The organism is Amycolatopsis sp. NPDC048633 (assembly GCF_040650695.1).
Lineage (GTDB): Bacteria > Actinomycetota > Actinomycetes > Mycobacteriales > Pseudonocardiaceae > Amycolatopsis.
Genome location: NZ_JBEZHS010000070.1, coordinates 1 through 16,304, shown reverse-complemented (window position 1 = coordinate 16,304; position 16,304 = coordinate 1). Strand labels below are relative to the sequence as shown.

Sequence of the window (16,304 nt, the reverse complement as noted above, 5' to 3'; positions counted from 1 at the left end):
GAGGGACTCCAAGTCCCTCAAGGTGGCCTTCACGGCTTTCGGTGGGGTCAGGCGGCGTTGAAGGTGTCCGGGTCCGGGCCGGTGCGCTCACCGCGGTCCAGCGGCGTCAGCGACTCCACTTCCTCCTCCGAGAGGGTGAACCCGAACAGGTCGAAGTTCTCCTCGATCCGCGACGGCGTCACGGACTTCGGGATCACCACGTTGCCCAGCTGCAGGTGCCAGCGCAGCACGATCTGCGCGGGCGTGCGGCTGTGCTTCACCGCGAGCTCCGCGACGATCGGGTCGCCCAGCAGCGAGCCGCCCTTCGCCAGCGGGCTCCACGCTTCCGTCGCGATGCCGTGCTTCGCGTCGAACTCGCGGACCTCCTGCTGCTGCAGGTACGGGTGCAGCTCGATCTGGTTGACCGCCGGGGCGACGTCGGCCGCGTCGAGCAGGCGCTCGAGGTGCGCCGGCTGGAAGTTGGACACGCCGATCGCGCGGACCCGGCCGTCGGCGTGCAGCTTCTCGAACGCCTTCCAGGTGTCGAGGTACTTGTCGCGCTCGGGCGTGGGCCAGTGGATCAGGTACAGGTCCAGCTGCTCCAGGCCGAGCTTCTTCATGCTCTCGTCGAACGCCTTGAGCGTCGAGTCGTAGCCCTGGGCGGAGTTCCACAGCTTCGTGGTGACGAAGAGCTCGTCGCGGGCGATGCCGGCCTCGGCGAGAGCCTGGCCGACGCCCTTCTCGTTGCCGTAGACGGCGGCGGTGTCGATGCTGCGGTAACCCGCTTCGAGGGCGGCCTTCACGGCGGTGGCGGTCTCGTCGTCCGGGACCTGGAACACGCCGTAGCCCAGTTGGGGCATCCGCACGCCGTTGTTGAGTTCGATCACGGGCACGCTGGTCACGAGGGTTCCTTTCGGTGGGTGGTTCATCGGGCGGGTACCCGTTCCCCGGTTGCGAAACTAGCCGGGGTCTTCCGGTCGAGCAGGCCGGAGACGACCGCGACGGCGAGTCCCGCCGCCGCGAGCACGGCCCCGATCCAGTTGGGCGCGGTGTAGCCGAGGCCGCCTTCGATGGCCTGGCCGCCGAGCCACGCGCCGCCCGCGTTGCCGAGGTTGAACGCGGCGATGTTCGCCGCCGAAGCCAGCGCCGGGGCGCCTTCGGCCTTGGCCAGCACGCGGGCTTGCAGCGGTGGGACGGTCGCGAAGCCGGCCGCGCCGAACAGCGCGATCGTGATCGCGGCCGGCACCTTCGCGTGGGCGGTGAACACAAAGGCGACGAGCACCAGTGCCAGCGCGGCGAGGATGACGTACAGGCTGGGCATCAGCTTGCGGTCCGCGGCCCTGCCGCCGAGCAGGTTGCCGGCGAACAGCCCGGCGCCGAAGAGCACGAGCAGCCAGGTGACGGCGCCGCTGGAGAAGCCGGCGACCTCGGTCATCATCGGCGCGATGTAGGTGAACGAGGCGAACACCCCGGCGAAGCCGAGCGCCGTCATGGCCAGCGCGAGCCACACCTGCGGGCGGCGGAACACGGCGAGCTCGCCGCGCAGGCCCGCGCCCGGGTCCGGCTTCCGGTGCGGCACGAGCGCGAGGATGCCGATCGCGCCGGCCACGCCCAGGGCGCTGACCACCCAGAACGTCGAGCGCCAGCCGAAGGCCTGGCCCAGCGCGGTGCCGGCGGGCACGCCGAGCACGTTCGCGACGGTCAGCCCGGTGAACATCAGGGCGATGGCGCCGGCCTGCTTGGCCGGGGCCACCAGCGAAGCGGCGACGACCGAGCCGACGCCGAAGAACGCGCCGTGCGACAGGGCCGCGACGACCCGGCCGGTCATCAGCAGGCCGTAGCTCGGGGCCAGCGCCGAGAGCACGTTGCCGGCGATGAACAGGCCCATCAGCGAGACGAGCACGGTCTTGCGCGGGACCCGCGAGGCGAGCGCGGTGAGCACGGGGGCACCGACCACGACGCCGAGCGCGTAGCCGGAGATGAGCAGGCCTGCGGACGGGATCGAGACGCCGAAGTCGGCCGCGACCTCGGGCAGCAGGCCCATGATCACGAACTCGGTGGTGCCGATCCCGAAAGCGCTGATCGCGAGCGCGAGCAGAGCGGCGGGCATGGACTTCCTTCTTCCGGAGTAGGCTTGGGAGCGTGAGCAACTACGAGCGTCCGAGATAGTTGCACACGCCGTATATTGCACAGGCTTGATAGTGCCGCGCGCAAACGTATGCGGCAAGTCCGGGAGAGGTGAACCGTGTCACTGGACGACGACGCCGTCGAAGCCCGCGCTCAGGGCTGGCGCACGCTGGCCGCGCTGCACGCGCGGATCGAGGACAGGCTGCAGCGCGCGCTCGAGCGCGACCACGAGCTGTCGGTGAGCGAGTACAGCGTGCTCGACGCGCTCGCCCGCCAGGACGGGTTCCACCTCCGGATGAACCAGCTCGCCAACGCGGTGGTGCTGAGCCAGTCGGCGACCACCCGGCTGGTCACGCGGCTGGAGGGCCGCGGGCTGCTGGCCCGCTACCTCTGCGCCGACGACCGCCGCGGCATCTACACGGAGGTGACGCCGGCGGGCCAGGCGCTGCTGACGGCGGCGCGCCCGACCCACGACACGGCGTTGGCCGAGGCGCTGAGCGAGGCCGAAGCGCTGCCGGAACTTTCACCGCTGGTCGCCGCGCTCGGCACGCTCACCTTCACCCGCTGACCGAGCGCCGGTTTGCGGAAAGTTTCGGTGCTGCGGCGACACTTTCGCGCCTGCCTGCCGCAATACCGGCCGGGTCCCGACGATCGGTACACGACGGAAGTCGGTCCCGTTCGGCGGCGGGATTGCGGCGTCCGCGCACCCTAACCAATGCTCCATCCGTGGGACCCTTTTGCTGCCCGCGTGCGATAGTTTCGCTGGTCAGACCGATTTCTGTGGCATTTGTCCACGAAAGGCGCCGGTGGCCCTCGTTGACCCGATCGTTTCGCCGCACCTAATTTGTTGAACCACCAGACGAACTGGGGTGGTGTCGGCGTGGACTCCTCCTTCTCCCTCAAACCGGTGCGCCCGGCCGACCAGGCCGCCGTCCGCCGGAGCAACCTGGCGCTGGTGCTGCGGCACCTGCGGGACGCGGGACCCCGCTCGCGGGCGGCGATCGCCGCGGACACCGGGCTGAACAAGGGGACGGTTTCGAGCCTCGTTTCGGAACTCGTCGAGCGCGGGCTGGCGCGTGAGGGCGAGCGGGAACGCGCCGGCGCGGTCGGCCGCCCGGGCACGATCGTCGAGCTGGACGGCCGCGGCGTCGGCGGCATCGGCGTCGAGATCAACGTCGACTACCTCACCGCGCTCGCCCTCGACCTCACCGGCACCGTGCTCTTCGAACAACGCGTGGCACTCGACGTCCAAGCGCTCCCGGTGGCGAAGGTGCTCGACGCGGGCGCCGAGCTGACCGCGCGTGCGCTGCGGGAATGCCGTCGGCTCGGGGTCGTGCCGGCCGGCGTGACCGTCGGCATCCCGGCGCTGGTCGACGTCACGACCGGCACCGTCGCCTTCGCGCCGAACCTGCACTGGACCGACGTCGCGGTGGTCCGCGGCATCACCGACCGGCTGACCCGGCGGCTCGGGCCGCCGTCGTTCCCGATCCGCACGGCCAACGACGCGAACCTCGGCGCGCTCGGCGAATACGCGATGGGCAGCGTCGCCGGAACCGCCGATCTGGTGTACCTGACCGGTGAGATCGGCGTCGGGGGCGGGGTCATCTCCGGGGGCCGGCTGCTCGGTGGCGCGGAAGGGTTCTCCGGCGAGATCGGGCACATCCAGCTCGACCCGGCGGGCCGTGTCTGCGGGTGCGGGCGCCGTGGCTGCTGGGAGACGCTCGTCGGGCTGGCCGGGATGCTGCGGCTCGCCGCGTCGCCGGCCGACCCGGTGCACGACCCGTCGCTCGACCTCGAACAGCGGCTCGACATGATCCGCCGCCGCGCCCAGCTGAAGGACAAGCGGACGCTCGACGCGCTCGCGCAGGTCGGCACCGGCCTCGGCGTCGGCGCGGCCGTGCTCGTCAACGTTTTCAACCCGCGCGTGGTGCTGCTCGGCGGCTACTTCGCGCAGCTGGGCCCGTACCTGCTGGGCCCGATGATGACCGAGCTGGAAGCCCGGGTGATCGCCCCGAACATCGGGGGCTGCCGCGTCGAGCTGTCCTGGCTCGGGTTTTCCGCGGCTTCGCGCGGCGGCGCGCACGTCGCGCTGCAGGCGGTGTTCGACGACCCGGCGCTGGTGCCGGTACAGGCGGAAAGGGACAGCGGATGAGACCCGTGGACACCTCCGGAATCCGCAAGATGGGACGTGCCGCGGCCGGGCGCACCCGGCAGACTGGGCACGCCCGGAGGCGCGGTGACCTGGCCGGACGGCAGGTCCCGGCGACCAGGCGGAAACGCTTGATCGAGTTCGGCGATGTAGACCTGGTGGGCGTCTGCACGACCGCGGAACCGCACCCGGGGGCTGGGGCGGGCAGTGTCCGGACCCGCGTCATGCCGGGGGCGACCGGCGCGGGCTGAGTTTGCCGAACTGGAGGAAATCATGGGGAAGATCGGTGTCTGGCTGATCGGGGCCCGCGGGTCGGTGGCCACGACGGCCATCGCCGGCGCCGCCGCGATGCGGGCGGGACTCGCCGCGCGCACGGGGTGTGTGACCGAACTGCCGGACTTCACCGGGGCGCCGCTGCCCGGCCTGGGAGACCTGGTCTTCGGGGGCCACGACGTCGTCGACACGCCGCTGGTCAAGCGGGCCGAGCACCTGGCGGCGGCGGGAGTGCTGCCGTCGACCCTGCCCGGCCCGGTCGGCGCCGAGCTCGAAGCCGCCGAGGCCCGGCTACGCCCGGCGCCGGACGGTGGCGGGCGCGCGGCGATCGACCGGATCGTCGCCGACCTGACGGCGTTCCGCGAGGGTCTGGACCACGTCGTCGTCCTCAACGTCTCCTCCACCGAGCCGCCGTGCGCCCCGCACCCGGCGCACGCCTCCCTGGCCGCCCTCGACGCCGCGCTGGACGCGGAGGAGGACGTGCTCCCGGCGAGCGCGGTCTACGCCTACGCCGCGTTCCGCGCGGGTTGTGGCTTTGTCGACTTCACCCCGTCCACCGGCGCGCGGCTACCCGCGCTCGACGAACTCGCCCGCGCCACCGGGCAGCCCTACGCGGGCCGCGACGGCAAGACCGGCGAGACGCTGCTGCGGTCGGTGCTCGCGCCGATGTTCGCCCAGCGCGGGCTGAACGTGCTGTCCTGGTCGGGCACGAACCTGCTCGGCGGCGGGGACGGCGCCACGCTCGCCGACCCCGGTGCGGCGTCGAGCAAGAACGCGTCGAAGCAGCAGGTGCTTTCGCAGAACCTCGGCCGTGAGGTCGACGGCGACGTGCACATCGACTACGTCCCGGCGCTCGGGGACTGGAAGACCGCCTGGGACCACGTGCTGTTCGAAGGCTTCCTCGGCACGCGCATGACGCTGCAGCTCACCTGGCAGGGCTGCGACTCCGCACTCGCCGCGCCGCTGGTGCTCGACCTGGCCCGGCTGACCGGCAAGGCGTGCCGCGACGGCGTCGCCGGCCCGGTGGCCGAGTTCGGGTTCTTCTTCAAGGATCCCGCCGGCGACGGCCCGCACGACCTCGCGTCGCAGTACGCGGCCCTGCGCGAGTGGGCGAACCGGTGAAGGCGTTCGTCGAACTCGTCCGCGCGCCCGCCGCGCTGACCGTGCCCGGGGACGTCGTCGCCGGGGCCGCCGCGTCCGGCTGGCCGTTCGGCCGCCGCACGCTGGCCCTGACCGGCGCGTCCGTCTGCATCTACTGGGCGGGCATGGCGCTCAACGACTACGCCGACCGCCACCTCGACGCGATGGAGCGGCCCGAGCGGCCGATCCCGTCGGGCCGGATCAAGCCGGGCACCGCGCTCGGGGTCGCGACCGGGCTGACCGCGGGCGGGCTGGGCATCGCCGCGGCGGCCGGCGGGAAACGAGCGTTGCGCGTCGCCCTGCCGCTGGCCGCGACGGTCTGGGCGTACGACTTCGTGCTCAAGGAGACCGTGTTCGGGCCGGCCGCGATGGCCGCGGCCCGCACGCTCGACGTCCTGCTCGGCGGGGGCGGTGCCCGGGCCGCGGTTCCCGCGGCGCTCACCGTCGGAGCCCACACCTACGCCGTGACGACGTTGTCAAGGTCCGAGGTGACCGGTGCGAAGCCCGGCCTGCCGGCGGCCACCCTCGCCGCCACGGCCGGGGTGCGCGTCGCCGCCGGCCGCGTCGGGCCACTGGCGTCGGCGCTGCTCGGGACGTACGCGGTGACGACCGGACGAGCGCAGTACGACGCCGTCCGCGACCCGGCCGCGCCGAAGATCCGGCGCGCGGTCGGCGCGGGCATCCACGGCATGATCCCGCTGCAGGCCGGGCTGATCGCCCGCACCGGCGCGTGGCGCTCGGCGCTGGCCGTCGCCGCCGCGTTCCCGATCGCGCGGGCGCTGAGCCGGAAGGTGTCGCCGACATGAGGTTCGGGTACGGCACCAACGGGTTCGCCAACCACCGCCTCGGCGACGCCCTGCGCGTCCTGACGGACCTGGGCTACGACGGCGTCGCGTTGACGCTCGACCACCAGCACCTCGACCCGTTCGGGCCGGACCTGGCCCGCCGCGTCGCCTCGCTGGCCGCCGAGCTGGACCGGCTCGGGCTGGCCGTCGTGATCGAGACGGGCGCCCGGTTCCTGCTGGACCCGTGGCGCAAGCACGCGCCGACGTTCCTCGACCCCGACCGGGCGCTGCGCATCGACTTCCTGACCCAGGCCGTCGAGATCGCCGCGGACCTCGGGGCGGAGGCGGTGTCCTTCTGGAGCGGGAACAAGCCGGCCGGACTGTCCACTTCGGACGCCTGGGAGCTGCTGGTCGCCGGCTGTGCGGACGTCCTGAAGGCCGCGGACGAACACGACGTCAAGCTCGGTTTCGAGCCCGAGCCGGGCATGCTCGTCGAGGACCTCACCGGGTACTTCGAACTCTCGCGGCGGCTCGGTGACCCGGAGCGGTTCGGGCTGACGCTGGACATCGGGCACTGCCGGTGCAACGAGTCCGCGTCCGTGCCCGACTGCGTGCGGCGAGCTTTGCCGCGGCTGGTGAACGTCCAGATCGACGACATGCGCCGGGGCACCCACGAGCACCTGGAGTTCGGCCAGGGGGAGATCGACTTCCCGCCGGTGCTGGCAGCGTTGTCGCCGTACGCCGGGCTGGTCGCCGTCGAACTGCCGCGAGACAGCCACGCGGCGCCGCGGATCGCCCGCGAGTCCCTGGAGTTCCTGCGGAAGGCGGTGGCGGCGTGAACGCCTGGCTGGACGACGCACTGACCAAGGTCGCCACCGACGCGTCGGCGTTGCGCACGCTGTTCCCGGGCGTCGGCCGCCGGGTCGGCCGGGGCCCGTCGGACAGGCCGGGGTGGACGGTCGACGACGTCGCCCGGGTCCGGTTGCTCGAAGCCGCGCCCGGCGCGGCCGCGGAGATGCCGGACCTCTACCGCTACGGCGACGCCGCCGAGAAGCGGGCTGTCCTCCGTGGACTGTCCGTCGTGGACACCGGGGACGCCGGGCTGGAACTGGTAGCGGACGCGCTGCGCACCAACGACACCCGGCTCGTCACCGCCGCGATGGGGGAGTACGGCGCCACGCACCTGGACGACTCCGCCTACCGCCACGGCGTGCTCAAGTGCGTCTTCATGGGCATTCCCCTGGCGGCGATCGCCGGGCTGGACCGCCGGACCGACGAGGAGCTGCTGCGCATGATGCGGTCGTTCGCCGCCGAGCGCACCGCCGCCGGCCGCGACGTGCCCGCCGACCTCCTCCCGCTGCTGAACGAACAGGACGCCTGATGCGCATCTTCGACCCGCACATCCACATGAGCTCCCGGACCACCGACGACTACGCGGCGATGCACGCCGCCGGGGTCCGCGCGCTCGTCGAGCCGGCGTTCTGGCTGGGCCAGCCCCGCACGAGCGTCGGCAGCTTCACCGACTACTTCGACGCGCTCGTCGGCTGGGAACCGTTCCGCGCGAGCCAGTTCGGGATTGCCCACCACTGCACGATCGCGCTGAACCCCAAGGAGGCCAACGATCCCCGCTGCGCGCCCGTGCTCGACCTGCTGCCGCGCTACCTGGAGAAGGACGGCGTGGTGGCGGTCGGCGAGATCGGCTACGACTCGATGACCGCCGACGAGGACAAGGTGTTCGCCGCGCAGCTGGCCCTGGCCATCGACCACGAGCTGCCCGCGATGGTGCACACCCCGCACCGCGACAAGGCGGCCGGGACCGAGCGCAGCATCGCCGTGGTCCGCGAGTCCGGTATCGCGCCGGAGCGGGTGGTGCTCGACCACCTCAACGAAGTGACCGTCGCGATGGTCAAGGAGTCCGGTTCCTGGATGGGGTTCTCGATCTACCCGGACACCAAGATGGACGAAGAGCGCATGGTCGCGATCCTTCGCGAATACGGGACCGAGCGGGTGCTGGTGAACTCGGCGGCGGACTGGGGCAAGAGCGACCCGCTGAAGACCCGCAAGACCGGCGACGCGATGCTCGCCGCCGGGTTCACCGACGACGACGTCGACCAGGTGCTGTGGCGCAACCCCGTCGAGTTCTACGGCCAAAGCGGCCGTCTCGACCTCGAAGGTGCAGCGACGGAAGCCGAGTTCGCGGGCAACTCGATCCTGCGGGGTGCGCGCAAGTGAGGTTCCGGCATCGCGACGGCACGCTCGTCCACCTCGCCTACTGCACCAACGTGCACCAGGCCGAGGACCTCGACGGCGTGCTCGCCCAGCTGGCCCGCTTCGGTGAACCGGTGCGGGAACGCCTGGGCGTGGACCGGCTGGGCCTCGGCCTGTGGCTGGCCCGGCCGGTGGCCTCGGAGCTCGTCGCCGACCCGGAGGCGGTTTCCCGGCTCCGGCACGAACTCGCCGCGCGCGGCCTGGAGGTCGTCACCTTCAACGGGTTCCCGTACCAGGGCTTCCACGACCCGGTCGTCAAGCACAAGGTCTACCGGCCGGACTGGTCGACGCCCGAACGGACGCGGTACACCCTCGACCTGGCGCGGCTGCTCGCCGAGCTGATGCCGGATGACGCCGTCCGCGGCAGCGTCTCGACGTTGCCGCTCGGCTGGCGTACCGAATGGCGTGACGACGGTGGCCAGCTCGAACTGCTGGCCAAGGGGCTGGCGAAACAGGACCGTCCGGTGCGGGTGGCGTTCGAACCCGAACCCGGTTGCGTCATCGAGACCACCACGCAGGCGGCGGCCTTGCTGTCCGAAGTGGACAAGGAGTGGCTCGGCGTCTGCCTCGACACGTGCCACCTCGCGGTCGGGTTCGAGGACCCGGCCGCGGCGCTCGGCCGGCTGGCAGCCGCCGGGCTCGACGTCGTCAAGCTCCAGGCGTCGGCCGCGCTGGAGGCGGCGAACCCGGCCGATCCGGAGACCCGGAAGGCTCTGGAATCCTTTGTGGAACCGCGGTTCCTGCACCAGAGCAACGAAGGTGCCCCACCGGGCGCCGACGACCTCGATGAGGCCCTGGCCGGTGGCCTCCCGGGCGAGGCGCCGTGGCGCGTGCACTTCCACGTGCCGCTGCACGCCGACCCGGCGCCGCCGCTGACGTCGACCCGGCCGGTGCTGGCCGGGACTCTGGCCGAGCTGTTCGGCGGCGCCACCGCGCGCACCGACCACGTCGAGGTCGAGACCTACACCTGGCAGGTGCTCCCGGACGCACCCGCCGACACCGCCGGGCTCGTCGCAGGCATCGCGGCCGAGCTGGACTGGACCCGGCGTTCCCTGCTCGAACTAGGCTTGGAAGAGGTTTCGCAATGAGCTTGCTGGTCATCGACGTCGTCGGGCTGACGCCGCGGCTGTTCCCGCACATGCCGAACCTGCGCAAAATGGCCGAACCCGGCTTCACCGCGCAGCTGGACACCGTGTTCCCGGCAGTGACCTGTTCGGTGCAGTCCACGTTCCTCACCGGGCTGCAGCCGGCCGAGCACGGGATCGTCGGCAACGGCTGGTACTTCCGCGACCTCGGCGAGATCTTCCTCTGGCGCCAGCACAACAAGCTGGTGCAGGGCGACAAGTTCTGGGACGCCGCCCGCCGCGCTCAGGCCGGGCACAAGGTGGCCAACGTCTGTTGGTGGTACGCGATGGGCATGGACGTCGACCTGACGGTGACCCCGCGACCGATCTACCACGCCGACGGCAAGAAGTCCCCGGACGCCTACACCCACCCGCCGCAGCTGCACGACCGCCTGGTCGGCGCGCTCGGCGAGTTCCCGCTGTTCACCTACTGGGGCCCGACGGCCGCGATCACGTCGTCGAAGTGGATCATCGCCGCCGCGCAGAAGATCATGGCGGAGGACAAGCCCGACACCACGCTCGTCTACATCCCGCACCTGGACTACGACCTCCAGCGGTTCGGCCCGGATGCGCCCCAGGCCGCGGCGGCCGCCCGGGAGATCGACACGGCGTTGAAACCCCTGCTGGACTTCGCCGCCGCGGGCGGGCACACCGTCGTCGCGCTGTCGGAGTACGGCATCACGAACGCGAGCCGGCCGGTCGACATCAACCGGGCGCTGCGTCGTGAAGGCCTGCTGAAGGTGTACGTCCAGGCGGGCATGGAGTACCTGGACCCGTGGACGTCGCGGGCGTTCGCGGTGGCCGACCACCAGGTCGCGCACGTCTACGTCGCCGATCCCGCGGACATCCCGCGGGTGCGGGACATCGTCGCCGGACTGTCCGGTGTGGACGTCGTGCTCGATCGTTCGGAACAAGCAAGCATCGGGATCGACCACGAACGGGCCGGGGAACTGGTGGCGATCGCCGAGCCGGACGCGTGGTTCACGTACTACTACTGGCTGGACGACGATCGCGCGCCGGACTTCGCGAAGACAGTCGAGATCCACCGCAAGCCCGGCTACGACCCGGCCGAGCTGTTCTTCGACCCGAACGACCCGGCGGTGAAGCTGAAGGCGGCGTCCGCGCTGGCCCGCAAGAAGCTCGGCCTGCGCTACTCGATGCAGGTCGTCCCGCTCGACCCCGCGCCGGTGCGCGGCAGCCACGGGCGGCTGCCCGACTCGCCCGAGGACGGGCCGGTGCTGCTGTGCTCGGACCCCGCGCTCGCGCGCGAAAAGATCCACGCCACCGAAGTCAAGGACTTGTTGCTGGCGGCTATCCGCACTGAGTAGGACGCACCAGGAGGTCAGACATGGCACGACCGTTGACCCTGTTCACCGGGCAGTGGGCCGATCTGCCGTTCGAGGAGGTGTGCGAGCTGGCGAGCGGCTGGGGCTACGAGGGCCTCGAGATCGCTTGCTGGGGTGACCACTTCGAGGTGGATCGCGCGGTGGCGGAAGACGGCTACGTCGAGGCGAAGCTGGAGACGCTGGCCAAGCACGACCTCAAGGTGTGGGCGATCTCGAACCACCTGCTCGGGCAGGCCGTCTGCGACCACCCGATCGACGAGCGGCACGAGGCCATCCTGCCGGCGCGGATCTGGGGCGACGGCGAGCCCGAGGGCGTCCGGCAGCGGGCGGCGGCGGAGATGAAGACCACCGCCCGCGCCGCGGCGAAGCTCGGGGTGTCCACTGTGGTCGGTTTCACCGGCTCGTCGATCTGGCACACGGTGGCGATGTTCCCGCCGGTGCCGCCGGCGATGATCGAACGCGGGTACGCCGACTTCGCGACGCGGTGGAACCCGATCCTGGACGTCTTCGACGAGGTCGGCGTGCGGTTTGCCCACGAGGTGCACCCGAGCGAGATCGCCTACGACTACTGGAGCACCGTCGCGGCGCTGGAGGCGATCGGGCACCGCGAGGCGTTCGGGCTGAACTTCGACCCGTCCCACTTCGTCTGGCAGGACCTCGACCCGGCCGGGTTCCTGTGGGACTTCAAGGACCGCATCTACCACGTCGACTGCAAGGAGGCCCGCAAGCAGCTCAACGGCCGCAACGGCCGGCTCGGCTCCCACCTGCCCTGGGCGGATCCCCGCCGGGGCTGGGACTTCGTCTCGACCGGCCACGGCGACGTCCCGTGGGAGGACGTCTTCCGGATGCTCAACGCCATCGGCTACGACGGCCCGATTTCGATCGAGTGGGAGGACGCGGGCATGGACCGGCTCATCGGCGCACCGGAAGCGCTGGAGTTCGTCCGCAAGCTCAACTTCACCCCACCCACGGCGGCGTTCGACGCCGCCTTCTCCTCGAAGAAGTAACCCGCAGCTTCTGCGTTAACGGGTGGCCGCCAGCCCCGTCGGAAGGTGATCGAAAGCGGCTTCGCGCCGACCCGGGGCGAAGCACGCTCAAAATCAGGAAGGACCCAGCATGTCTCCGTCCCCACCGAAGTGGGCGAGGCTGTTCGGCGCCGCACTCTTGAGCGCCGGCCTCCTGCTCACCATCGACGCTCCCGCCAGAGCTGACATCCCCGCGGCCGACTACCAGCAGGTCGCGCTCGCCACCGGCGCCGCCGAGCTCGGCGAGGCGATGTCGCTCGCCGTGCTCCCGGACCGCTCGGTCGTGCACACCTCCCGCGACGGCACCGTCCGCGTCACCACCGCGGCCGGTGCGACGTCCGTCGCGGCCAAGCTGAACGTCTACACCCACGACGAGGAAGGCCTCCAGGGCGTCGCCGCCGACCCCGGCTTCGCCACCAACCGCTACGTCTGGCTGTACTACTCGCCGCGTCTGTCCACACCGGACGGTGACGCGCCGACCGACGGCACCGAAGCCGACTTCGCGCCGTTCAAGGGCGAGCTGCACCTGTCGCGGTTCGTGTTGAACACCAACAACACCCTCGACCTGGGCAGCGAGAAGGTCGTCCTCAAGGTGGCCAACGACCGCGGCCAGTGCTGTCACGTCGGGGGTGACATCGACTTCGACGCGGCCGGCAACCTCTACCTCACCACCGGCGACGACACCAACCCGTTCTCGTCCGACAGCTATTCGCCGATCGACGAACGCACCACGCGCAACCCGCAGTTCGACGCGCAGCGCTCGTCCGGCAACACGAACGACCTGCGCGGCAAGCTGCTGCGGATCCACCCGCAGGCCGACGGGACGTACACGGTCCCGTCCGGCAACCTCTTCGCACCGGGGACCGCGAGCACCCGGCCGGAGATCTACGCGATGGGCTTCCGGAACCCGTTCCGGATGAGTGTCGACAAGCCGACCGGCGTCGTCTACCTCGGCGACTACGGCCCGGACGCCGGCGTCACCGACGCCAACCGCGGGCCGCAGGGCCAGGTCGAGTTCGACCGGATCACGAGCGCGGGCAACTTCGGCTGGCCGTACTGCACCGGCTCGAACACGACGACCGAGTCGTACAACCGCTTCACGTTCCCGAGTGGACCGTCCGGTGCGAAGTACGACTGCGCGGGCGGCCCGACGAACTCCTCGTTCCGCAACACCGGTCTCGCCAAGCTGCCGGTGCCGAAGGCCGCGTGGATCAAGTACGCGGGGGACGAAGGCTCGCCGCCGGAGTTCGGCAGCGGCTCGGAGTCGCCGATGGGCGGGCCCGTCTATCGCTATGACGCCGCTTCGACGTCCACGGTGAAGTTCCCGCAGTCCCTCGACGGCAAGTTCTTCGCCGGCGAGTACGGGCGCAAGTGGATCAAGGCGGTCACCGTCAACGCCGACGGCAGCCGCGGCACCATCGAGAACTTCCCGTGGACCGGCACGCAGGTCATGGACATGGCGTTCGGCCCCGACGGCGCGCTCTACGTCCTCGACTACGGCACCGGCAGCGACAACCAGGCGCTGTACCGGGTCGAGTACCTCGCGGGCACGAACCGCAACCCGGTCGCGAAGGCCGCGGCCGACAAGACGTCCGGGGCCAACCCGCTGACCGTGAACTTCTCGTCCGCGGGCAGCAGTGACCCTGAAGGCGGGGCCCTGAGCTACCGCTGGAACTTCGGCGACGGCCAGACGTCGACCGCGGCCAACCCGGCGCACACCTACACCACCAACGGCACCTATTCGCCGACGCTCACGGTGTCCGATCCGGAGGGGCTGACCGGCACGGCGAGCCTGGTCGTCACGGTCGGGAACACCGCGCCCACCGTGAACCTGACCGTTCCCGGTGACGGCGCTCTGTTCTCCTTCGGGGACACCGTGCCGTTCCAGGTGACCGGCAGCGACCCGGAGGACGGGCCGCTGGACTGCTCGAAGGTCAAGGTCACGTACCTGCTGGGCCACGACAGCCACCAGCACCAGATCACCCAGGCGACCGGGTGCAGCGGCTCGATCGCCGTCCCGGTGGACGGTGAGCACGACGCCGCGGCGAACATCTTCGGCGTCTTCGACGCGCAGTACACCGACAACGGCGGGCTGACGTCCCACAGCGTCCACAAGCTCCAGCCGCGGCACCGCCAGGGTGAGCACTTCTCGGCGCAGTCCGGGATCCAGCTCGCCGACCACGGTTCCGCGGAGGGTGGCCGGACCATCGGGTACACCGACAACGACGACTGGATCTCGTTCACGCCGTACGCGCTGGGCAACGCGTCCTCGATCAGCGCGCGGGTCTCCTCCGGCGGCCCCGGCGGGACCCTGGAGGTCCGCGCGGGCTCGCCGACCGGCACCCTGCTCGGGTCGGTGGCCGTCGCCAACACCGGTGACTGGGACACGTTCCAGAGCGTGACGGCGAACCTCGCGAACCGGCCTTCGGGATCGACGACGCTGTACCTCGTGTTCAAGGGCGTCACCGGGCAGGGCAACCTGTTCGACCTGGACTCGTTCACCTTCGCCACCTCGGCCCAGTCGGGCGCGGTCGAAGGCGAGTCGTTCACGTCCGGGTCCGGTGTCCAGATCGCCCCGCACGCGGCGGCGAGCGGTGGGAACACGCTGGGCTACATCGAAAACGGCGACTGGGCCGGCTACGCCTCAGTGAGCACGGCGGGCGCGCGGACGTTCACCGCGCGGGTGTCGTCGGCCGGCGCCGGCGGCACGATCGAGATCCGGTCCGGTTCGGCCACCGGCACGCTGCTGGGCACGGTTTCGGCGCCGCCGACCGGTGACTGGGAGGTCTTCCAAAACGTCACCACGTCGGTGTCGAGTGGCTCCGGGCCGTTGTTCCTGGTGTTCCGCGGCGGTTCCGGTTCCCTGTTCGACATCGACACGTTTAGCCTGAGCAGTATGCCGACTCAGGTCGATCCCGCGTACGACGTACTGGTGTTCTCCAAGACGGCCGGCTTCCGGCACGACTCGATCCCGGCGGGGATCCAGGCGATCCGGGAGCTGGGCGCCGCGAACGGCTTCGGCGTGACGGCGACCGAGGACGCTTCGGTGTTCACGGCCACCGAACTGGCGAAGTACAAGGCGGTCGTGTTCCTCTCGACGACCGGCGACGTCCTGGACGCCACTCAGCAAGCGGCGTTCGAGTCCTATGTGAACGGTGGCGGCGGTTACCTCGGCATCCACGCCGCGGCCGACACCGAGTACGACTGGCCGTGGTACGGCCAGCTCGTCGGCGCCTGGTTCAAGAGCCACCCGGCGATCCAGGCGGCGAACTTCGTCACCGAGGACAACACGCACCCGGCGACCGCGCACCTGCCGGCGGTCTGGAACCGGACGGACGAGCTGTACAACTACCGGACCAACCCGCGTAGCAGCGTGCACGTGCTGCAGACGCTGGACGAGTCCAGCTACACCGGCGGCGAGATGGGCGCGGACCACCCGATCACGTGGTGCCACCCGCAGGGCAGCGGCCGGGCGTTCTACACCGGCCTCGGCCACACGAACGAGTCGTACGCGGACTCGGCGTTCCGGGCGGAGCTGGTCGGCGGAATCCGTTACGCGGCAGGTGTCGTCGCCGCGGACTGCGGTGTCTCCGCGGCTTCCACTGTGGAGGGTGAGGCGTTCACGTCGGGCTCGGGCGTGCAGATCGCGTCCCACGCCCCGGCGAGCGGCGGCCAGACGCTCGGCTACATCGAGAACGGCGACTGGGCCGGGTTCGCCTCGGTGAGCACAGCGGGCATCACGCGGTTCAGCGCGGTCGTGTCCTCCGCCGGCGCGGGCGGCACGATCGAGATCCGCGACGGCTCGGCGACCGGCGCCCTGCTGGGCACGGTCGCGGTGCCGAACACGGGCAGCTGGGAGACGTTCCAGACCGTCTCCACCACGGTGTCAGCCGGTTCGGGTCCGCTCCACCTGGTCTTCCGGGGCGGCGCGGGCTCGCTGTTCGACATCGACACGCTGACCGTGTCCTAGAAGTCCGTGAAGGCCTCCTTACCGGCCATAAGAGTAGAACGACCCGCTCGTCACCCCCAGGCCGCGGCACAGCCGGCCGACGTTCAGCTCGGTGAACCCGTGGCCGGCCAGCACGTCC

At 71.2% G+C, this 16,304-nt stretch carries 14 protein-coding genes; 12 read left to right on the top strand and 2 right to left on the bottom strand.

The window, feature by feature from the left end:
• Positions 1-47: 47 nt before the first annotated feature.
• Together AB0C38_RS48670 and AB0C38_RS48665 are read right to left on the bottom strand one after the other, a co-directional pair.
• Positions 48-881 carry an aldo/keto reductase gene (locus AB0C38_RS48670; RefSeq protein ID WP_360688286.1) on the bottom strand — a complete coding sequence of 278 codons (834 nt, stop codon included), beginning with the start codon at positions 879-881 and terminating at the stop codon, positions 48-50.
• Positions 882-904: 23 nt separating this feature from the next.
• Positions 905-2,089, bottom strand: a complete 1,185-nt coding sequence (locus AB0C38_RS48665) for an MFS transporter (protein ID WP_360688283.1) — start codon at positions 2,087-2,089, stop codon at positions 905-907.
• Between the two features lie 135 nt (positions 2,090-2,224).
• Here AB0C38_RS48665 and AB0C38_RS48660 point away from each other — a divergent pair, with 135 nt between their 5' ends.
• From AB0C38_RS48660 to AB0C38_RS48605, 12 genes are all read left to right on the top strand, one after another.
• Positions 2,225-2,674: a MarR family transcriptional regulator gene (locus AB0C38_RS48660; RefSeq protein WP_360688280.1), complete on the top strand. Its 450-nt coding sequence runs from the start codon at positions 2,225-2,227 to the stop codon at positions 2,672-2,674.
• 312 nt (positions 2,675-2,986) lie between these two features.
• Positions 2,987-4,258: an ROK family transcriptional regulator gene (locus AB0C38_RS48655; RefSeq protein WP_360688277.1), complete on the top strand. Its 1,272-nt coding sequence runs from the start codon at positions 2,987-2,989 to the stop codon at positions 4,256-4,258.
• Positions 4,255-4,506 (top strand): hypothetical protein, encoded by a 252-nt coding sequence (locus AB0C38_RS48650; protein ID WP_360688274.1) that lies wholly within the window; start codon positions 4,255-4,257, stop codon positions 4,504-4,506. The genes AB0C38_RS48655 and AB0C38_RS48650 overlap by 4 nt, the downstream gene beginning before the upstream one ends.
• 22 nt (positions 4,507-4,528) lie before the next feature.
• Entirely contained in the window at positions 4,529-5,650 is a 1,122-nt protein-coding gene (locus tag AB0C38_RS48645) for an inositol-3-phosphate synthase (RefSeq protein ID WP_360688271.1), read from the top strand.
• Entirely contained in the window at positions 5,647-6,474 is an 828-nt protein-coding gene (locus AB0C38_RS48640) for an SCO3242 family prenyltransferase (protein ID WP_360688289.1), read from the top strand. The genes AB0C38_RS48645 and AB0C38_RS48640 overlap by 4 nt, the downstream gene beginning before the upstream one ends.
• Positions 6,471-7,292, top strand: coding sequence for a sugar phosphate isomerase/epimerase family protein (locus tag AB0C38_RS48635; RefSeq protein ID WP_360688268.1), 822 nt, complete (start codon positions 6,471-6,473; stop codon positions 7,290-7,292). The genes AB0C38_RS48640 and AB0C38_RS48635 overlap by 4 nt, the downstream gene beginning before the upstream one ends.
• On the top strand, positions 7,289-7,834 hold the full coding sequence (locus tag AB0C38_RS48630) for an EboA domain-containing protein (protein WP_360688265.1): 546 nt from the start codon (positions 7,289-7,291) through the stop codon (positions 7,832-7,834). The genes AB0C38_RS48635 and AB0C38_RS48630 overlap by 4 nt, the downstream gene beginning before the upstream one ends.
• The gene (locus AB0C38_RS48625; protein WP_360688262.1) at positions 7,834-8,685 is read left to right on the top strand and encodes a TatD family hydrolase; all 852 of its coding nucleotides are present in this window, start codon (positions 7,834-7,836) and stop codon (positions 8,683-8,685) included. Before AB0C38_RS48630 ends, AB0C38_RS48625 begins: the two co-directional genes overlap by 1 nt.
• Positions 8,682-9,809 (top strand): metabolite traffic protein EboE, encoded by a 1,128-nt coding sequence (gene eboE / locus AB0C38_RS48620; RefSeq protein WP_360688259.1) that lies wholly within the window; start codon positions 8,682-8,684, stop codon positions 9,807-9,809. Before AB0C38_RS48625 ends, eboE begins: the two co-directional genes overlap by 4 nt.
• A complete protein-coding gene (locus tag AB0C38_RS48615; RefSeq protein WP_360688257.1) occupies positions 9,806-11,173 on the top strand; it encodes a nucleotide pyrophosphatase/phosphodiesterase family protein in 1,368 nt (455 codons plus the stop codon). Before eboE ends, AB0C38_RS48615 begins: the two co-directional genes overlap by 4 nt.
• 20 nt (positions 11,174-11,193) lie before the next feature.
• On the top strand, positions 11,194-12,198 hold the full coding sequence (locus AB0C38_RS48610; RefSeq protein WP_360688255.1) for a sugar phosphate isomerase/epimerase family protein: 1,005 nt from the start codon (positions 11,194-11,196) through the stop codon (positions 12,196-12,198).
• Between the two features lie 109 nt (positions 12,199-12,307).
• The gene (locus AB0C38_RS48605; protein ID WP_360688252.1) at positions 12,308-16,186 is read left to right on the top strand and encodes a carbohydrate-binding protein; all 3,879 of its coding nucleotides are present in this window, start codon (positions 12,308-12,310) and stop codon (positions 16,184-16,186) included.
• Positions 16,187-16,304 lie beyond the last annotated feature (118 nt).